The sequence below is a fragment of the Microbulbifer okhotskensis genome (assembly GCF_023895975.1).
Classification (GTDB): domain Bacteria; phylum Pseudomonadota; class Gammaproteobacteria; order Pseudomonadales; family Cellvibrionaceae; genus Microbulbifer; species Microbulbifer okhotskensis.
In genome coordinates, this window is the sequence record NZ_JALBWM010000045.1 from 19,481 (window position 1) to 34,365 (window position 14,885).

The window sequence follows — 14,885 nt, forward strand, 5'->3', positions numbered from 1 at the left end:
GGCAGATTTAACACGGGGCTTATTTCGATGGCTCGGCATGTGTGTGCGCCGGACCCAGAAAGTGAACGGAAAGCTCTAAAAAATAATAAAAGAGACGAGACGTTGAGCAATGAAAGAGAAAACCCTTAAAGCAAACCGTCAGGTGGCCTTATTACGTACATCTGCCAGCGTGCTGGTGTTATGCAGTATTGCAGGCATAACACAGGCACAGAGCATAGATGAGCCGGAAGCTGAGAGCCTGGTCCTTGAAGAGGTCGAGGTGCTGGGTATTCGCCAGAGTATGGAAAAGAACCTCAATGTAAAGCGTTATTCCAACGCAATAGTGGACTCCATTACCGCTGAGGATATCGGCAAGTTTCCCGATAAAAACGTGGCGGACGCCCTACAGCGGGTGCCCGGAGTTTCCATTGTCCGTAGTGGCGGTGAGGGTGCTCGGGTAAGTATTCGCGGTACTGCGCCGGAGCTTACCTTTACCCAACTAAATGGTAACTATATCGCCACTCCGGGGGATGAACCGTCGCGCTCACTCGACTATTCGCTTCTGCCCGCAGCCATGATTGCCCGTACCGATGTTTACAAAAGCCCTGAGGCAAAACTGGATGAGGGCGGAATAGGCGGTACCGTGATCTTGCATACCCGCAAACCTCTGGACCTGGATGCCGGGGAAGGCATGCTATCGGTTGAGACAACCTATGCCGATGTTACTGAAAAGTATGAGCCGCAATATACCGGTTTTTATTCATGGAAAAATGATCAGGAATCATTGGGGGTCTTGGTGGGTTACTCCAAGCAGGATCGTCAAAATCGGGTGATTAGCACCACGACAGAGAACTGGGGCTGGCAGGGCGATGAAAAACCCCATGCTGGCGTAGAGGCCAGAGGGGCCATGGTAGACGCCGACGGTAATGAATACCGGGATTTCTATGCACCCAGAGCTGTGGTGGGGAGTGTCTTTGAGGAGGAGCGCACCCGTGAGGGAATACAGCTTAGCGCCCAATGGCGTCCGGTGGAGCAACTTGAATTCGGCGTCAATTATTTCCGTTTTGAACAAGGCGGCAACTCGGAAAACTATCGCATAGTATTTCCCGAGTGGAACTATGGCAATGCGATAGCCCCGGGTAGCCTTAAATTTGATGAGGATGGCGATACTCTGCTCGGCATCGGCATGCTGGACAGCGGGCAGGCAGAATTGCAGTCGCCACAGGTAGGGGGTGACTACACGCGAGCGGAGTACGTTTCAGATACCCTGGATTTCAATGTCAATTATCAGGGGGATGGATACAACGTACGTTTAGCTGTGGGTAATTCCAGTGCGGAAGGCGGCCCTTCCGAGAAACTGTTTGCTTCAGTGAATTCTCGCTATGGCACTGTGACGGATTGGAGTTGGGATCTCAGTAGTGGCACAGCAGATATTGATACCAGTGCCGACCTGGGGGACCCAAATACATATCCCTTATACGACTGGTTCTCCTCTCACTGGACCAGTAGTGAGGATGAAGAAAGCTATTACCAGCTGGATGTTTCCATCGATATGGACTACGGCTGGTTCAGTTCCCTGGATGTGGGGCTTAAATACCGCGATCACGAAATTAACCGCAGGATCACCAAGCAGTCCTGGGATGATGATAATGCCCCGTGCCCAACTATCAATTGGGGCGGTGTCGACGGCGCTTGTTATCCCTGGTGGCCAGACGACTCTTTCCACACCGACCCCAATGGTGTGCCGGATACCATAGACATTCTTTCCAGTGGTCCGATGGACAATATTATTGGTGGTGTAAATGTACCCAACTTCGCCCACCTGGAGTTTGATAAGCTGAAACAGTTTCTCTATGAGACTTACGGTGATCCTACGGTAATCGTAGAGAGGGATCAGGATTATCGTATTGGTGAAGAGATCACGGCGGCCTACGTACAACAGAATTTCACTTCGGCAACCTTGCGCGGTAACTTTGGTGTACGTGCGGTGCAGACCAAGCAATATGCCCGTACTTACGACAATATTGACGGGGTCCTTCAGGATGAGCCCAATGTTCGCGACAGCAGCAATACCGACATTCTGCCAAGCGTTAATATTGCCTGGGACATTAACGATGAACTGGTCATGCGCGCAGCTCTCGCCCGGGTTGTAGCACGGGTAGATTACGGTGACCTGGGTGGCTCCGAGTCGATACACGCTCCGCTGCCAGGAGCAACTACACGAGATGGATTTGCGGGGAACTCAGAGCTGGAACCCTATAAGGCGGATCAGTTTGACTTGGGCCTGGAGTGGTACTTCGATGATGCATCCGCAATAGGGTTTACCCTCTTCCGTAAAGATATTGCCTCATTCGTGATTAATGGAAACTCCCTGGTGAGTAGGGAAATCGATGGCGACATATGGAATGTGAACATGTCCATGCCGGTCAATGGTACCGACGCCACCGCCCAAGGTGCCGAGCTGTTTGTTCAGTATGCCTTCGATAACGGTTTTGGGGTTTTCGCCAATTACACTTATACAGATACAGAATTGGCCAATCTTGATCTCGAGAGCGGTGAAACAATCAAAACGGAGATTGCGGGTACCTCCAAGGATCAGTACAACTTATCGGTATATTACGAGAATGACGACTTTAGTGTACGTGCTTCCTATAACTATCGCAGTGCCTATGCAGACGGCTACAGTAACGGCGTAAACACCTTTACGGACGAATACGACCAGCTGGATGTGAATGCTTCATATATTTTGCAGGAAAACCTGACCCTCACTGCTTCCATTATTAATCTCACGGAAGAAAAAGTAGATAGATATTGGGGTGAGGAAAATAGGGTCTTGGGCTCTTCCTATTCTGGCCGTCGTGCCTATATGGGGCTGACTTACAGCTTCTGATCCCGTCGTCGCTCTTACACGCGGATACCTTGAAGTGTCCGCATGTTTCAGATTCAGAGAGAACTCATCGTGATCAGTAAAAGAAAATTTCTGAAGTACTCCTTCCTGGGCAGTGCCGCTTCTCTGGCTGCGCCATCAGTCACGGGCATGACCCAGCGATACGTAAAGAAAGGAAAAAAAACGGTTGTGATTTCAACTTGGAATCATGGCGGCCCCGCCAATGAGGCAGCTTGGCAGGTTCTCGCCGGTGGTGGCAGGGCCCTGGATGCAGTAGAGGCCGGCGCACGCATACCGGAAGCAGACCCCAAAGTAACCAGCGTAGGCTACGGCGGCTTTCCCGATAGGGATGGCGTCGTCACGCTGGATGCCTGCATCATGGATGAAAAACAAAACTGTGGTTCAGTGGCTTTTCTACAAGGCATCAAGCATCCCATTTCGGTTGCACGTAAAGTGATGGAAGAAACCCCGCATGTCATGTTGGTGGGCGAAGGGGCACAGCGGTTTGCCGTTGAACAGGGCTTTGAAGTTGAAAACCTGTTAACGCCCAAGGCTGAGACCGCCTGGCGTGAGTGGAAGCGCGAGTCCCGCTACCAGCCAGTGATTAATATCGAGAACCACGACACCATCGGCATTTTAGCCCTGGATCAGCACGGCAATCTCTCCGGTGCCTGTACGACCAGCGGTGCCGCTTTCAAGATGCACGGGCGGGTAGGGGATTCCCCGATTATCGGCGCCGGGCTCTATGTCGACAATGAAGTGGGCGCGGCTACCGCTACCGGCATGGGCGAACTGATGATCAAAACCGTGGGTTGCCACCAGGTAGTGGAGTTGATGCGCCATGGTTACACTCCAGAGGAAGCTTGCCGTGAGGCGGTGGAACGCATCGCCCGCAAGCTGGGGGACTACCAGCAATTCCAGGTGGGGTTTTTGGCACTGGACAGGGCCGGTAATTATGGTGCCCATTGTATTCAGCCGGGCTTTAACTACGCAGTGAGGGATGCCGACGGTGCGCTAATGAAAGATTCAAAAAGCAAGTTGGGGTAAGGGTCCCCCCATCTCAATCAAGCGGGGACAAGTGCTGATAAAGCCACTTGTCCCATGAATGAGACTGCTTTTGCGATTATTGAAGAAGGAAGTGCAAGGGCGGCAAGTCAGTGCAGGACACGCAACTGGGATCTATTCAAGCGCATGGTCGGGGAGAAGCGGATCATATCGATCAACGAGTCTATATAGCGCTCTCCCAATTCGCCGATATCCTCTAACTTTGAGGACAATAGCCAATCTTCCAGGATACCAAACAGGCCTCCGTGCAGCATTTGCATGGCAAGGTCTATATCCAGGTCCTCGGGTAGTTGCCTCTCAGAAACCGCTAGTGAAATCAGTTGCCCCATTCTCTCGAGCCCCTGGGTACGCCCCAACTTCATGCGCTGGAGCATGTCGCCACTCTCTGACAGGGGTTCACAGGGGTGAAAGATGATTTCCAATACCTGTTGCCATTCTGGGTTGCAGGCTATCTCGTGGAATAGCCACACCCAGCGGGTGCGCAGTGTACCCAATGGGTTGGCTTTAAGTTCGTCACCCGCACTATCACAAAGCCGCTCGCCCGGTAGCGGCATACGCTCGGTCAGGGCTTTGAGCAGCCCGTCCTTACTCTGGAAATGGTCTGTAACAGCGCCATGGCTAACCCCGGCGAGCTTCGCGACTTCTGAAAGAGAAGGGCGGCAAACGCCAAATTCATGGAATACATTGATAGCGGCGTTTAGAATACGCTCACGAGTAGTTAAAGTTTGCTCTTTTCTGCGTTTGGTCATGGAGAACTGCAGCTTCTTTAATCAATTATTAGTTTCACTCTGACTCATTTTTGCAGCGCTTAACCGCAAGTAATCAAAGGAAGTTTATGCGCAAACCCTTGAAAACACTGGGTGAAAGTGCATGCTAGCTGAATATTGCCGGCTTATGAACAGTTGATCCCGTTTCCTGCGTGCTCATAAAATACCACGCTACTGTAATCAGATTTTCCTGTCACTTTAAATTTCCCGCAACTGCCAACTATATGTCCGGGCAGTCAGTTTTCAGAGGTAGTCATGTTTAGAACCCGAGCCTTTGCCAGTCTTTTGGCGGCATCCGCATTGATGGCGGGCTGCAGCGAAGAGACTTCGGCTCCACCTGGAATGGCGCCTCAAGTAACTGTTGTCACCCTCGAATTTGAGCCCGTGACCCTAACGAGGGAGCTACCCGGGCGTACCTCACCTTTCAAAGTGGCAGAAGTTCGCCCACAAGTTAATGGCATCATAAAACAGCAATTGTTCCGTGAAGGCGGTCGGGTTGATGCAAATCAGCCACTCTATCAGCTGGATGATGCCCTTTATCGGGCTGAGGTTGACAGTAACCGTGCAAAGCTCCAACGGGCCAGTGCGGCGATGAATATCGCTCGTTTAAAAGCTCAGCGCACAGCGGGGCTTGTGAAGAATGGTGCCGTCAGCAAGCAGGAAAATGATGCTGCTGAAGCGGATTTACAAGAAGCGCGTGCCGATGTGGCAGCGGCCAGGGCAGAGTTGCAGAGAGCTGAAATCCAGCTGGATTATGCGCAGATTACCTCGCCAATTACCGGCCGAATCGGCAAGTCTTCCGTCACTCAGGGCGCTTTAGTGACGGCCAATCAGGCCGGAACTTTGGCCACTGTACAGCAGCTGGATCCTATCTATGTAGACGTTACTCAGTCGGCAGCCGAGCTTGTCAACCTGCGTCGCGCCCTGCAGGCAGGCACCTTGGCGGATGCCACTCACTTGCCCGTACAGATTTTGTTGGAAGATGGCAGTGATTTTGAGCACCCGGGCAAACTGGCATTTGCGGAAGCGAGTGTCGACCCCTCTACTGGCAGCGTGCTGTTGCGGGTGGTCGTTCCCAACCCAGATAATATGCTGCTACCGGGTATGTATGTGCGAGCGATTGTCGGCAGCGGCATACGAGACAAAGCCATCCTGGTACCCCAGCAGGGTATTGCCCGGGACCCCAAAGGTAACACTTCGGCCATGGTTATTAGCGAAGAAAATATTGTGGCCCAGCGCTCTGTGCGGGTAAGCCGCACAATCGGCAACCGCTGGCTGGTGGAGGAGGGGCTGCAAGCCGGCGATCGAGTGGTAGTGGCCGGCTTGCAGAAGATCCGCCCGGGCGCCCCGGTACAACCCAGTGAACATACTGAAGAACAGCCACCAACAGCCACCGGCGACGAGAAAGCCGCTGCTGGTCAGGGGTCCTGAGGGTAGGGTTATGGCAAGCTTTTTTATAAACCGACCCATTTTTGCCTGGGTTTTGGCAATTATCACCATGTTGGCGGGCGCACTGTCTATCAGCAAGCTGGCGGTGGAACGTTATCCGAATATTGCTCCGCCCTCGGTCAATATCGAGGCGAGCTATCCCGGCGCCTCGGCCAAGGTTGTGGAGGATTCGGTCACGCAGATTCTGGAACGGAATATGAAAGGTCTCGACGGCCTTCTCTATATGTCTGCTACGAGCCAGTCCAGTGGAGGTGTATCCATCTCCCTCACCTTTGAAAATGGCACCAACCCGGATACCGCCCAGGTACAGGTCCAGAACAAAGTGCAGTTGGCAATGCCGCTGTTGCCTCAAGAGGTTCAGTTGCAGGGCGTCAATGTCAGCAAGTCCCGCGGCGGCTTCCTGATGGTTGCGGGTTTTGTCTCAGAAGACGGCAGCATGGACCGTAATGATATTGCCGATTATATCAATTCAGCCATTGTGGACCCGGTCAGCCGAGTGCCCGGTGTTGGCAATGTACAGGTATTTGGCGCCAAGTACGCCATGCGCATCTGGCTTGATCCCAATAAACTGACCACCTATGACCTCACTCCAGGCGATGTAGCCACGGCTGTACGCGCACAAAATGCCCAGGTAACCGTTGGCAGCCTCGGTGGCGCGCCAGCGGTACCGGGGCAGCAGCTGAATGCTTCCATTACTTCCCAGGGGCGCCTGCAAACCCCCGAGCAATTCCGAGAAATTGTGGTGCGAGCTAATGAGGATGGCTCCCTACTGCGTCTCGATGATATTGCGCGAGTAGAATTGGGGGCTGAGAACTACGAGTTTATTTCCCGCTATAACCGTCAACCGGCAACGGGTATCGCCATTAACCTGGCCACGGGTGCCAACGCGCTGGAGACTGCAGAGGGGGTTAAGGCAAAGCTTAAGGAGCTGCAGCCGTTCTTTCCCCGAGGTCTTACCTCGGTGGTGCCTTTTGATACTACGCCCTTTGTCGAGGTTTCCATTAAGGGTGTGATCAGCACATTGGTTGAAGCGATTGTGCTGGTGTTCCTGGTGATGTACTTGTTCCTGCAGAACTTCCGCGCCACCCTGATTCCCACTATTGCCGTACCGGTGGTATTGCTGGGCACTTTTGCCGTGCTTGCCGCATTGGGTTTCTCGATAAATATGCTCACTATGTTTGCCATGGTTTTAGCCATCGGCCTGCTGGTGGACGATGCCATTGTGGTGGTGGAAAACGTCGAGCGGGTCATGCGTGAAGAGGGGTTGTCACCGAAGGAGGCGACTAAGAAATCCATGCGCCAGATCACCGCTGCTTTGGTTGGTATCGGTGTAGTGCTATCGGCCGTATTTGTGCCTATGGCCTTTATGGATGGGGCTACTGGCGTAATCTATCGCCAATTTTCAGTCACTATTGTCGCTGCCATGGCCCTGTCTGTCTTGGTGGCTATCATCCTGACGCCGGCACTTTGTGCAACGTTGCTCAAACCGCTTTCTAAAAATGAGAGCCACGGGGAGAAGGGGTTCTTTGGCTGGTTCAATCGCAATTTTGAGCGCAGCAGCCAGCGATACCAGGGCGGAGTTCAAGGCATCTTGAAACGCAGCGGCCGCTTTATGCTGTTGTTTGTGATTTTAACGGTGGCAATGGCCTTCCTGTTTTTGCGCCTGCCGAGTTCCTTCCTACCGGATGAAGATCAGGGAGTACTGTTTTCTATGGTGCAGGCACCGGTGGGTGCAACCCAAGAGCGCACTATGGAATCTATCCGCAAGGTAGAAGACCAGTTCTTGGATAACGAGCAGGGCGCGGTGAAATCGGTGTTTTCAGTACAGGGCTTCAGCTTTGCCGGTAGCGGTCAGAATACCGGTATTGCCTTCGTCAATATGGAAGATTGGTCTGATCGGGAAGAAGAATCGGAAAGTGCCGGAGCGGTGGCCATGCGTGCCATGGGTGCGCTGATGCAAATCAAAGATGCCATGGCCTTTGCCTTCGCGCCGCCCCCCCTGCCAGAACTCGGCTCCTCCGGTGGATTCAACTTCTACCTGAAAGATAATGGCAACCTGGGGCACGAAGCGTTAACGGCTGCGCGCAACCAGTTCCTGGGCATGGCGGGGCAGAGCAAGCTGCTCTCCAATGTTCGCCCCAATGGTCAGGAAGATACACCGCAATTTCGAGTAAAGATTGATAATGCCAAGGCTGCAGCTTTGGGCTTGTCCATTGCCGAAATTAATAGCGCACTGAGTACCGCTTGGGGTGGCTCCTATATCGATGACTTTATCGATCGCGGCCGGGTCAAGCGGGTCTATATGCAGGCGGATGCGCCCTATCGTATGGTGCCGGAAGACTTCCAGTTGTGGTCAGTGCGCAACAACAAAGGCGATATGGTTCCCTTGTCCTCCTTTGCCAGCTTTGCCTGGGAGTACGGTTCTCCGCGCCTGGAGCGTTACAACGGCGTGCCATCAATGCAAATGAATGGCCAGGCGGCTCCGGGAGTCAGCTCCGGTGAGGCCATGGCAGAAGTGGAGAGTTTGGTTGCCCAGTTACCGGCGGGCATGGGTATTGAGTGGAGTGGCCTTTCTTACCAAGAGCGTGCCGCTGGCGCACAAACGCCACTCCTCTACGCTCTGTCGTTGTTGATTGTGTTCCTGTGTCTTGCTGCACTTTATGAGAGTTGGACAGTACCGACGGCGGTATTGTTAATGGCACCCGTGGGTATTCTCGGTGCAGTGCTCGCCAACAGTCTGCGCGGTATGGAGCGGGACATCTACTTCCAGGTGGCCATGCTGACTACTGTGGGGTTGACCAGTAAGAATGCCATCTTGATCGTGGAGTTTGCCAAGCAAAACTTGGAAAACGGAATGGAGTTGGTAGAGGCGACCATGCGTGCCGTTCGCGATCGCCTGCGCCCAATTTTGATGACTTCTCTGGCTTTTGGTCTTGGAGTGCTGCCTCTGGCAATCGCCACTGGAGCGGGTTCTGGTGCCCAGCGCGCTATTGGAACCGGAGTGCTGGGGGGCATGATTGTGGGAACGTTATTGGGAATCTTCTTTATTCCGCTGTTTTTTGTTGTGGTACAGCGTTTATTTGGACGATCGAAGCCATATAACCCCCTAAATCCTACTCAAGGAGAGATTTCCTCTCACAAAAAAACTGAGATTGCAGAAGCGATATAAATCCTTTCGGTTAAATCTGAAGTCAGGTTGTGAAAATGACCTGGCTTCTTGTACCCGTGCATTTCCGACAATTATCCTCGCTAGATTAAACACTTGCCGACTCTCCGTTACGAGAGTTTAAGTCCGGCGTTGGCCTGCTTTTAGATGGCGCAGTTGGGGGGGCGATCTAGGAAGATCTCTATATCAGGGAGAAATATGCTCAAGTCACTAAACCATATAACTATTACAGTGAGCGACCTGGAAAAGTCACTTCATTTTTATATTGAAATACTGGGGATGAAGCTTCATGCAAAATGGACGAATGGGGCATATTTGTCCGTTGGAGGCCTTTGGTTTTGCTTGTCGCTGGGTAGACCGTCACCCGGTACTGACTATAGTCATATTGCTTTTTCTGTTGAAACAAGTGACTTTAGTGCTGCCCAAAAAAGTCTAATGGCGATAAATATAGAAATGTGGAAAGAGAATAGCAGTGAAGGGGATTCCATCTACTTTCTTGACCCGGATGGCTACAAGCTGGAAATCCACGTGGGCACACTTCAATCAAGGTTAGACAGTTTAAAGAACCTCCCATATAGCGGGCTGGAAATTTTTTAGCAATATCACAGTCTTGAAATTCGACAATCTATCTATTTTTTAGTTGGGGTAGGGCTGTAGGCTTTAATAGAAGGAAGTTTACATGTGTGCTACAGGAAGGCCTGAGCGCCAGTCTACTCCGCAGGCATTAAAAACAAGGCAGGCTGAGACATCAGCCGGCCTTATCTTCACTGTCACGTATTAAGCTAGCTCAGCAATCCGTGCATCCGCTGCTGTCAGTGCCGTTTCTTTTTCCTTATCCCCAATTGCCAACCCTTCCGTATAAACAAACTCAATATTAGTCATGCCAATAAAGCCGAGGAATTGACGTAAGAACGCACTCTGAGCATGGTCGTCTCCATAGATGCCACCGCGTGTGACAAAGGCAATCACCTTCTTATTCCCAATCAGACCTACAGGCCCATTTTCGGTATAGCGAAAGGTTACTCCGGAGCGTGCGATATGGTCGAAATAGGTGTGGAGCATTGAGGGGATAGTGAAGTTGTACATTGGCACACCTAACACAAGCACATCGGCAGAAGAGATTTCAGCAATAAGCTTATCTGAAAAGTCGACAACGGCCTGCTGCTCAGGTGTACGCTGCTCAGAAGGGGTGTTAAAGGCCTGAAAGCGCTCCAAATCGAGGTGCGGTACCGGCTTTGCCACTAGATTTCGTTGGATTACTTCGCCAGAGGGATTGTTGGCCGCCCAGTTCTGTACATACTTCGCCGCGAGCTGAGAAGACTGTCCGCTGGCTTGAAACATGCTGGACTGAATATTTAATAACTTGGCCATTTTGGTTTCCTTGGTGGGCAACTTGCGATGAAGGTATTGAAACATTAATCTATTAGATAGAAAATAAGAATAATTCACTCAAATTCATCTAATTATTCGATCAATGACTGACCATTTTTCAGACAAAACATCAGGAAACCCCAAGATCACTCTGGAGCAATGGCGCTGTCTAGTTGCAGTGGTGGAAAGTGGGAGCTATGCCCAAGCGGCTCAGCTGTTGCACAAGAGCCAATCATCAGTGAGCTATGCCATACAGAAAATGGAGTCTGTTCTAGGTGCAACAGCATTCACTATCAGTGGTCGCAGAGCGGTATTGACCACTGCTGGGCAGATGCTGTATCGCCATGCGAAACAATTACTTGACGATGCATCGACCCTGGAATTAGCCGCACGCAGAGCATCAGCAGGATGGGAATCACAAGTTTCTATTTCTGTAGAAGTCCTATTCCCTATGTGGTTACTGCTTGATTGCCTAGCTGTATTTAATGAGGAGAGCCCGCAGACTCGGGTTGAGGTCTTTGAAACCGTAATCAGCGGAGCACTAGAAGGCCTGCAGGAGGGGCGGGTAGATTTTGCCATCGATCCAAGAATCCCCTCTGGTTATAACGGTGAACTTCTACCTTCACCCGCGCGTGTTATTCCCGTCGCTCATCCCAGCCACCCACTGCATCAACTTGAACGCACACTGACCTTGAAAGATTTGCGACATTACCGGCACTTACTGGTGCGGGACTCTAATCCCCGACGTGGCAGTGGAACTCTTACCGTTGAAGTCGCAAAGCGATGGACATTGAGTAATGTATCATCGGTGATTGGCGCTGCCTGCAAGGGCTACGGTTTTTCTTGGTTACCGGAAGAGAAGATTCTGAATGAGCTTTCAGAAGGAAAATTAAAGCCACTCCCCTTACAGGGGGGAAGTGAGAGAGTGGTCCCTATGTATCTAATTTTTCCCAATCGAGAGGATATAGGGCCGGGAGCACAGCGGCTGGCGGAGATTATCCGACAACGTCTGGGGAAGCGGGATTCTGATTAATCAAATCTGATCATAGGGGTAGGCAGGAGTGCTGTGTGTAGTTGGGCAATTTGTAGATGTGGCAACAAGGTAAACAAGAATCTATTTTTGGGTGTCGGCTGGTCTATTTAAGCTTTTCCCATCTGGTATATTTTAATAGCACTTGGATTTAACTCTGAGATACATTACTTGGCAAAACAAGAAAAATCTCGATTTAGTGAGAGGGCACACGACCATTACGCCGCCTCAAAAACTGTATAATCGGCAGATGCCGATGATATGTAAAAAGGAACATTGAGGGTAATATTTAATATAGACCTCCTTCCCATTCAAATCAACAGAGAAGACCTATTTACAGACCAGGGCGATAAATCAAACAGAAGAGGCTCATCCAACACCAGTCGTTTTAGGTTCTCACCAATCACCGGTGCAAATTTAAAGGCCTGTCCAGAATCATGACTAAAAATACTAATGTTATTACTCAAGCGATCTAACACAAAGCCTGCATCGGGGCTCATCGTATACGGACATAGGTGGGTTTCTACACGAGATTTTACTCCGTCTATATATGTAAACACAAAATTGTCCAGAGTTTCTAGTAGCTCTCTGGGAATCTTGATGTTTGTAAGGGGAGAATAATCCTGTAATTTTAATTTTTCGGGTGCCCAATCTATGCCAATCTTTATTAATCCTCGATCACTTTTCCTATCACCCATATAAGGAAATCCATAGTAGAGCCCTTGATCAGGATCACCCTTTAGCTTTTCCTGAAAACAAAACCACTGAGGATAGCTCTCTAGGCGATTGGTTTCGACCGAATAATACGCCCATAACATTTGCCAAATTTGCAGCTGGACTTGGTATCCCAATAGTTTAAGGAAATATCTTGACCAGGGACCTGCTGCTAAGATGCAGCGCTTGGAGAGAACCTTAACACCATTTTCAAAGGTAATTTCAACATCAGTGCCATCACAAACAGATATAACCTTAACTTTTGTACGTATTTCATGACCACAACGTACGGTCTCGGTCTCCCAGAAATTTAAGGCTTCTCGGGCTAACACGGCCCCTGCGGCGGGCTCAAACAATCCCTGCCAGCTGGGCTTGGTGCGCAATGGCCAACGCGCGCTAATTTCCTTTGCCGTCAGTTCTTCAAAAGGCGTCAATTGTTCCTGCATCACTTGTTTTGCCGCGCAGATGCTGCCTTCTATAGTTTCCTCGCCCCAGTCTTCTCCATAAAATAGTAAACCATGGGGTACTCTGAGCCTCTTTCCATACAGCTGCTCTTGAGACTCCCAAAGGACATTGGAAATTTTCGCAGCTCGGCTGTAATAAGGATTGGAATACATCTCCCTGAACATTCTTGTACTACCGGAACTGCTACCAAAAGCATTACCAACTACATATTGGTCGCAAACCAGAATTGAATCCACAGAGTTACGCAAAGCAAAAGCTGAACTAAGTCCTGCCATACCCCCGCCAACGATAATTACATCATATTTTTTTGTCATAGAAAATTTCTAACCATAAGTTGCGAACTGTCTGCCTAAATAGCTTAGATGAGGATAACTGAACTCCAGTTTTTTAAAGCAAGCTTCCGAAACCTGGTGGAATATAAAATTATATACCTGTTGTGGACATATAGATTGCCAAACAAATGGGTTATAAAATTCGATAGAGTCTGCGATCACAGCTCCGGCACTAGAAATCCCTTCATCAAATACTATGGTGCCCTTTGCCTCCATTATGTGTTGCGCCATTGATGGGAAAGGCAAGTTTGCTACGCAAACTAATACCCTCGCCTTAAGCTTTCTTGCCAAAGCCACATCAACTACTCGCGAAGCCGAAGCAAGAACAACGATATCCCAGTCCTGTGTGATCCAATTTTCTATGCTTTTTGAATTAACTGCGCCTAAAATATTTGCTCTTTCTAGTACGGTGTCAAAGACAGAAACAATTTCCCCCATCTTAACCAGGCTTTCAACAATTCTACTTCCAACCGCACCGGCTCCGTGTACTAAAATTTTTGCACTTTGGATGTTGAGCGCAGATTTTCCAGCTGCAATAGCACCTATAACTCCTGATGCAGTTGCTTCCGCATAATGTATCTTCGAGCCCAATGCCGCTAAAACGTACTGAGTTTTTTCTTCAAGCTGCATCACTTGAGCGTCCCCAAAGTTTAGATCAGCACCAGTAAAAAAATCCCCCTTTCTGTGGTTGAGCTCCGCTGCTGCCGTAGTGGTGATTTCGTCAAATGCCGCCTGAGATAAATTGTTGGTATTTGCTACAATTTTTCCGCCACGAAACCCCGTATGGTAGGTTTTATGCTTAACCTGCATTCGCTCGGCTAATTGACAAGCTTCCTCTGCGGCATACTCATCTTTTTGGTAATTTAATACTCTTAAACCGCCATTCGCTGGCAATGAACTTCTTTTAGTGCACGCAAAGTGGAGTCTTCCACAAGACATATCGATCGATAGTAAATCTACACTCATATTGGCACCATCACATTATCGACGCTCCAGGCGAATATAGTGGTGGACATAATCCATGCTGTATTTAAAAGGGTTATCATAAATACGGTTTTGTAATTCGTTGTACAGTTTATTAACTGCAGCAGGACTTCCCCCATGTTCAATAATTGATGTATGAAATGTCCGCTCACTCCAACTCCGAATAGTTTTCATAAGACCCTCGGAGAATTCTGAGGCATTACCCTTCAAATCAAACTCACTGCGATAAGGGCATGAGGTTGCAAGTGTTGATATTTCTTGCACAGCCCAGTGCTTCTTGTGATGAGGCTTGTTTAATACCCGCCAAACGTCATCAGCTGTACGATAGTAATTTTGAAAGACTGCGCTATCAAATGCTCCTTTCGATATCTCCCCCGCTTTATAAAGCTCTTTCCAAATATCAAACAGAGTATCAAACATGTCTCTATCTTTATCATTGCGCCCAAGTAGATGGCCTGCATCATCCTCTGCCAGGTCTACAAGAATAAATTGACCACCCGCCTCAAACTCCCAAGCTCTCACATCAAGTAAACGGTTAAAATCATTGACTGATTGCTCCCTAAAGGCTTCGCGCTGTATTCCATCAACCTTATTCGCATGTATATGCTCAGTTAGTACTTCCAATACTTCGGACAGTTTTAGGGGGCGAAATAGGTAGGAACCACGGCCAGATACT

11 protein-coding genes are annotated in these 14,885 nt (G+C 49.9%); 6 read left to right on the forward strand and 5 right to left on the reverse strand.

Annotated elements, in window-relative coordinates; genetic code table 11:
* The first annotated feature begins 109 nt into the window (after window positions 1–109).
* Entirely contained in the window at window positions 110–2,869 is a 2,760-nt protein-coding gene (locus MO867_RS11645) for a TonB-dependent receptor (RefSeq protein WP_252466961.1), read from the forward strand.
* 42 nt (window positions 2,870–2,911) lie between these two features.
* Complete coding sequence (locus tag MO867_RS11650; protein WP_252466963.1) at window positions 2,912–3,913, forward strand: isoaspartyl peptidase/L-asparaginase family protein; 1,002 nt, start codon at window positions 2,912–2,914, stop codon at window positions 3,911–3,913.
* Window positions 3,914–4,020: 107 nt separating this feature from the next.
* Here the strand turns inward: MO867_RS11650 and MO867_RS11655 are convergent, their stop codons facing one another.
* Window positions 4,021–4,680: a TetR family transcriptional regulator gene (locus MO867_RS11655; protein ID WP_252466965.1), complete on the reverse strand. Its 660-nt coding sequence runs from the start codon at window positions 4,678–4,680 to the stop codon at window positions 4,021–4,023.
* 273 nt (window positions 4,681–4,953) lie between these two features.
* Here MO867_RS11655 and MO867_RS11660 point away from each other — a divergent pair, with 273 nt between their 5' ends.
* The 3 genes from MO867_RS11660 to fos all read left to right on the forward strand — a co-directional run bounded on the left by MO867_RS11660 (window position 4,954) and on the right by fos (window position 9,910).
* Entirely contained in the window at window positions 4,954–6,129 is a 1,176-nt protein-coding gene (locus MO867_RS11660) for an efflux RND transporter periplasmic adaptor subunit (protein ID WP_305884244.1), read from the forward strand.
* 10 nt (window positions 6,130–6,139) lie between these two features.
* On the forward strand, window positions 6,140–9,316 hold the full coding sequence (locus MO867_RS11665) for an efflux RND transporter permease subunit (RefSeq protein ID WP_252466967.1): 3,177 nt from the start codon (window positions 6,140–6,142) through the stop codon (window positions 9,314–9,316).
* 195 nt (window positions 9,317–9,511) lie between these two features.
* Window positions 9,512–9,910, forward strand: a complete 399-nt coding sequence (gene fos / locus MO867_RS11670) for a fosfomycin resistance glutathione transferase (RefSeq protein ID WP_252466979.1) — start codon at window positions 9,512–9,514, stop codon at window positions 9,908–9,910.
* A gap of 180 nt (window positions 9,911–10,090) precedes the next feature.
* Here fos and MO867_RS11675 read toward each other — a convergent pair whose 3' ends face one another.
* Window positions 10,091–10,684 carry an FMN-dependent NADH-azoreductase gene (locus MO867_RS11675; RefSeq protein ID WP_252466992.1) on the reverse strand — a complete coding sequence of 198 codons (594 nt, stop codon included), beginning with the start codon at window positions 10,682–10,684 and terminating at the stop codon, window positions 10,091–10,093.
* A 103-nt stretch (window positions 10,685–10,787) separates the two neighbouring features.
* Here MO867_RS11675 and MO867_RS11680 point away from each other — a divergent pair, with 103 nt between their 5' ends.
* Complete coding sequence (locus tag MO867_RS11680; RefSeq protein ID WP_252466994.1) at window positions 10,788–11,717, forward strand: LysR family transcriptional regulator; 930 nt, start codon at window positions 10,788–10,790, stop codon at window positions 11,715–11,717.
* A gap of 308 nt (window positions 11,718–12,025) precedes the next feature.
* Here the strand turns inward: MO867_RS11680 and MO867_RS11685 are convergent, their stop codons facing one another.
* The 3 genes from MO867_RS11685 to MO867_RS11695 all read right to left on the reverse strand — a co-directional run.
* Entirely contained in the window at window positions 12,026–13,207 is a 1,182-nt protein-coding gene (locus MO867_RS11685) for an FAD-dependent oxidoreductase (protein WP_252467006.1), read from the reverse strand.
* A gap of 9 nt (window positions 13,208–13,216) precedes the next feature.
* On the reverse strand, window positions 13,217–14,191 hold the full coding sequence (locus MO867_RS11690) for an NAD(P)-dependent oxidoreductase (RefSeq protein WP_252467008.1): 975 nt from the start codon (window positions 14,189–14,191) through the stop codon (window positions 13,217–13,219).
* 15 nt (window positions 14,192–14,206) lie between these two features.
* A partial coding sequence (locus MO867_RS11695) for a class I SAM-dependent methyltransferase (protein WP_252467010.1) occupies window positions 14,207–14,885 on the reverse strand: 679 nt, incomplete at its 5' end.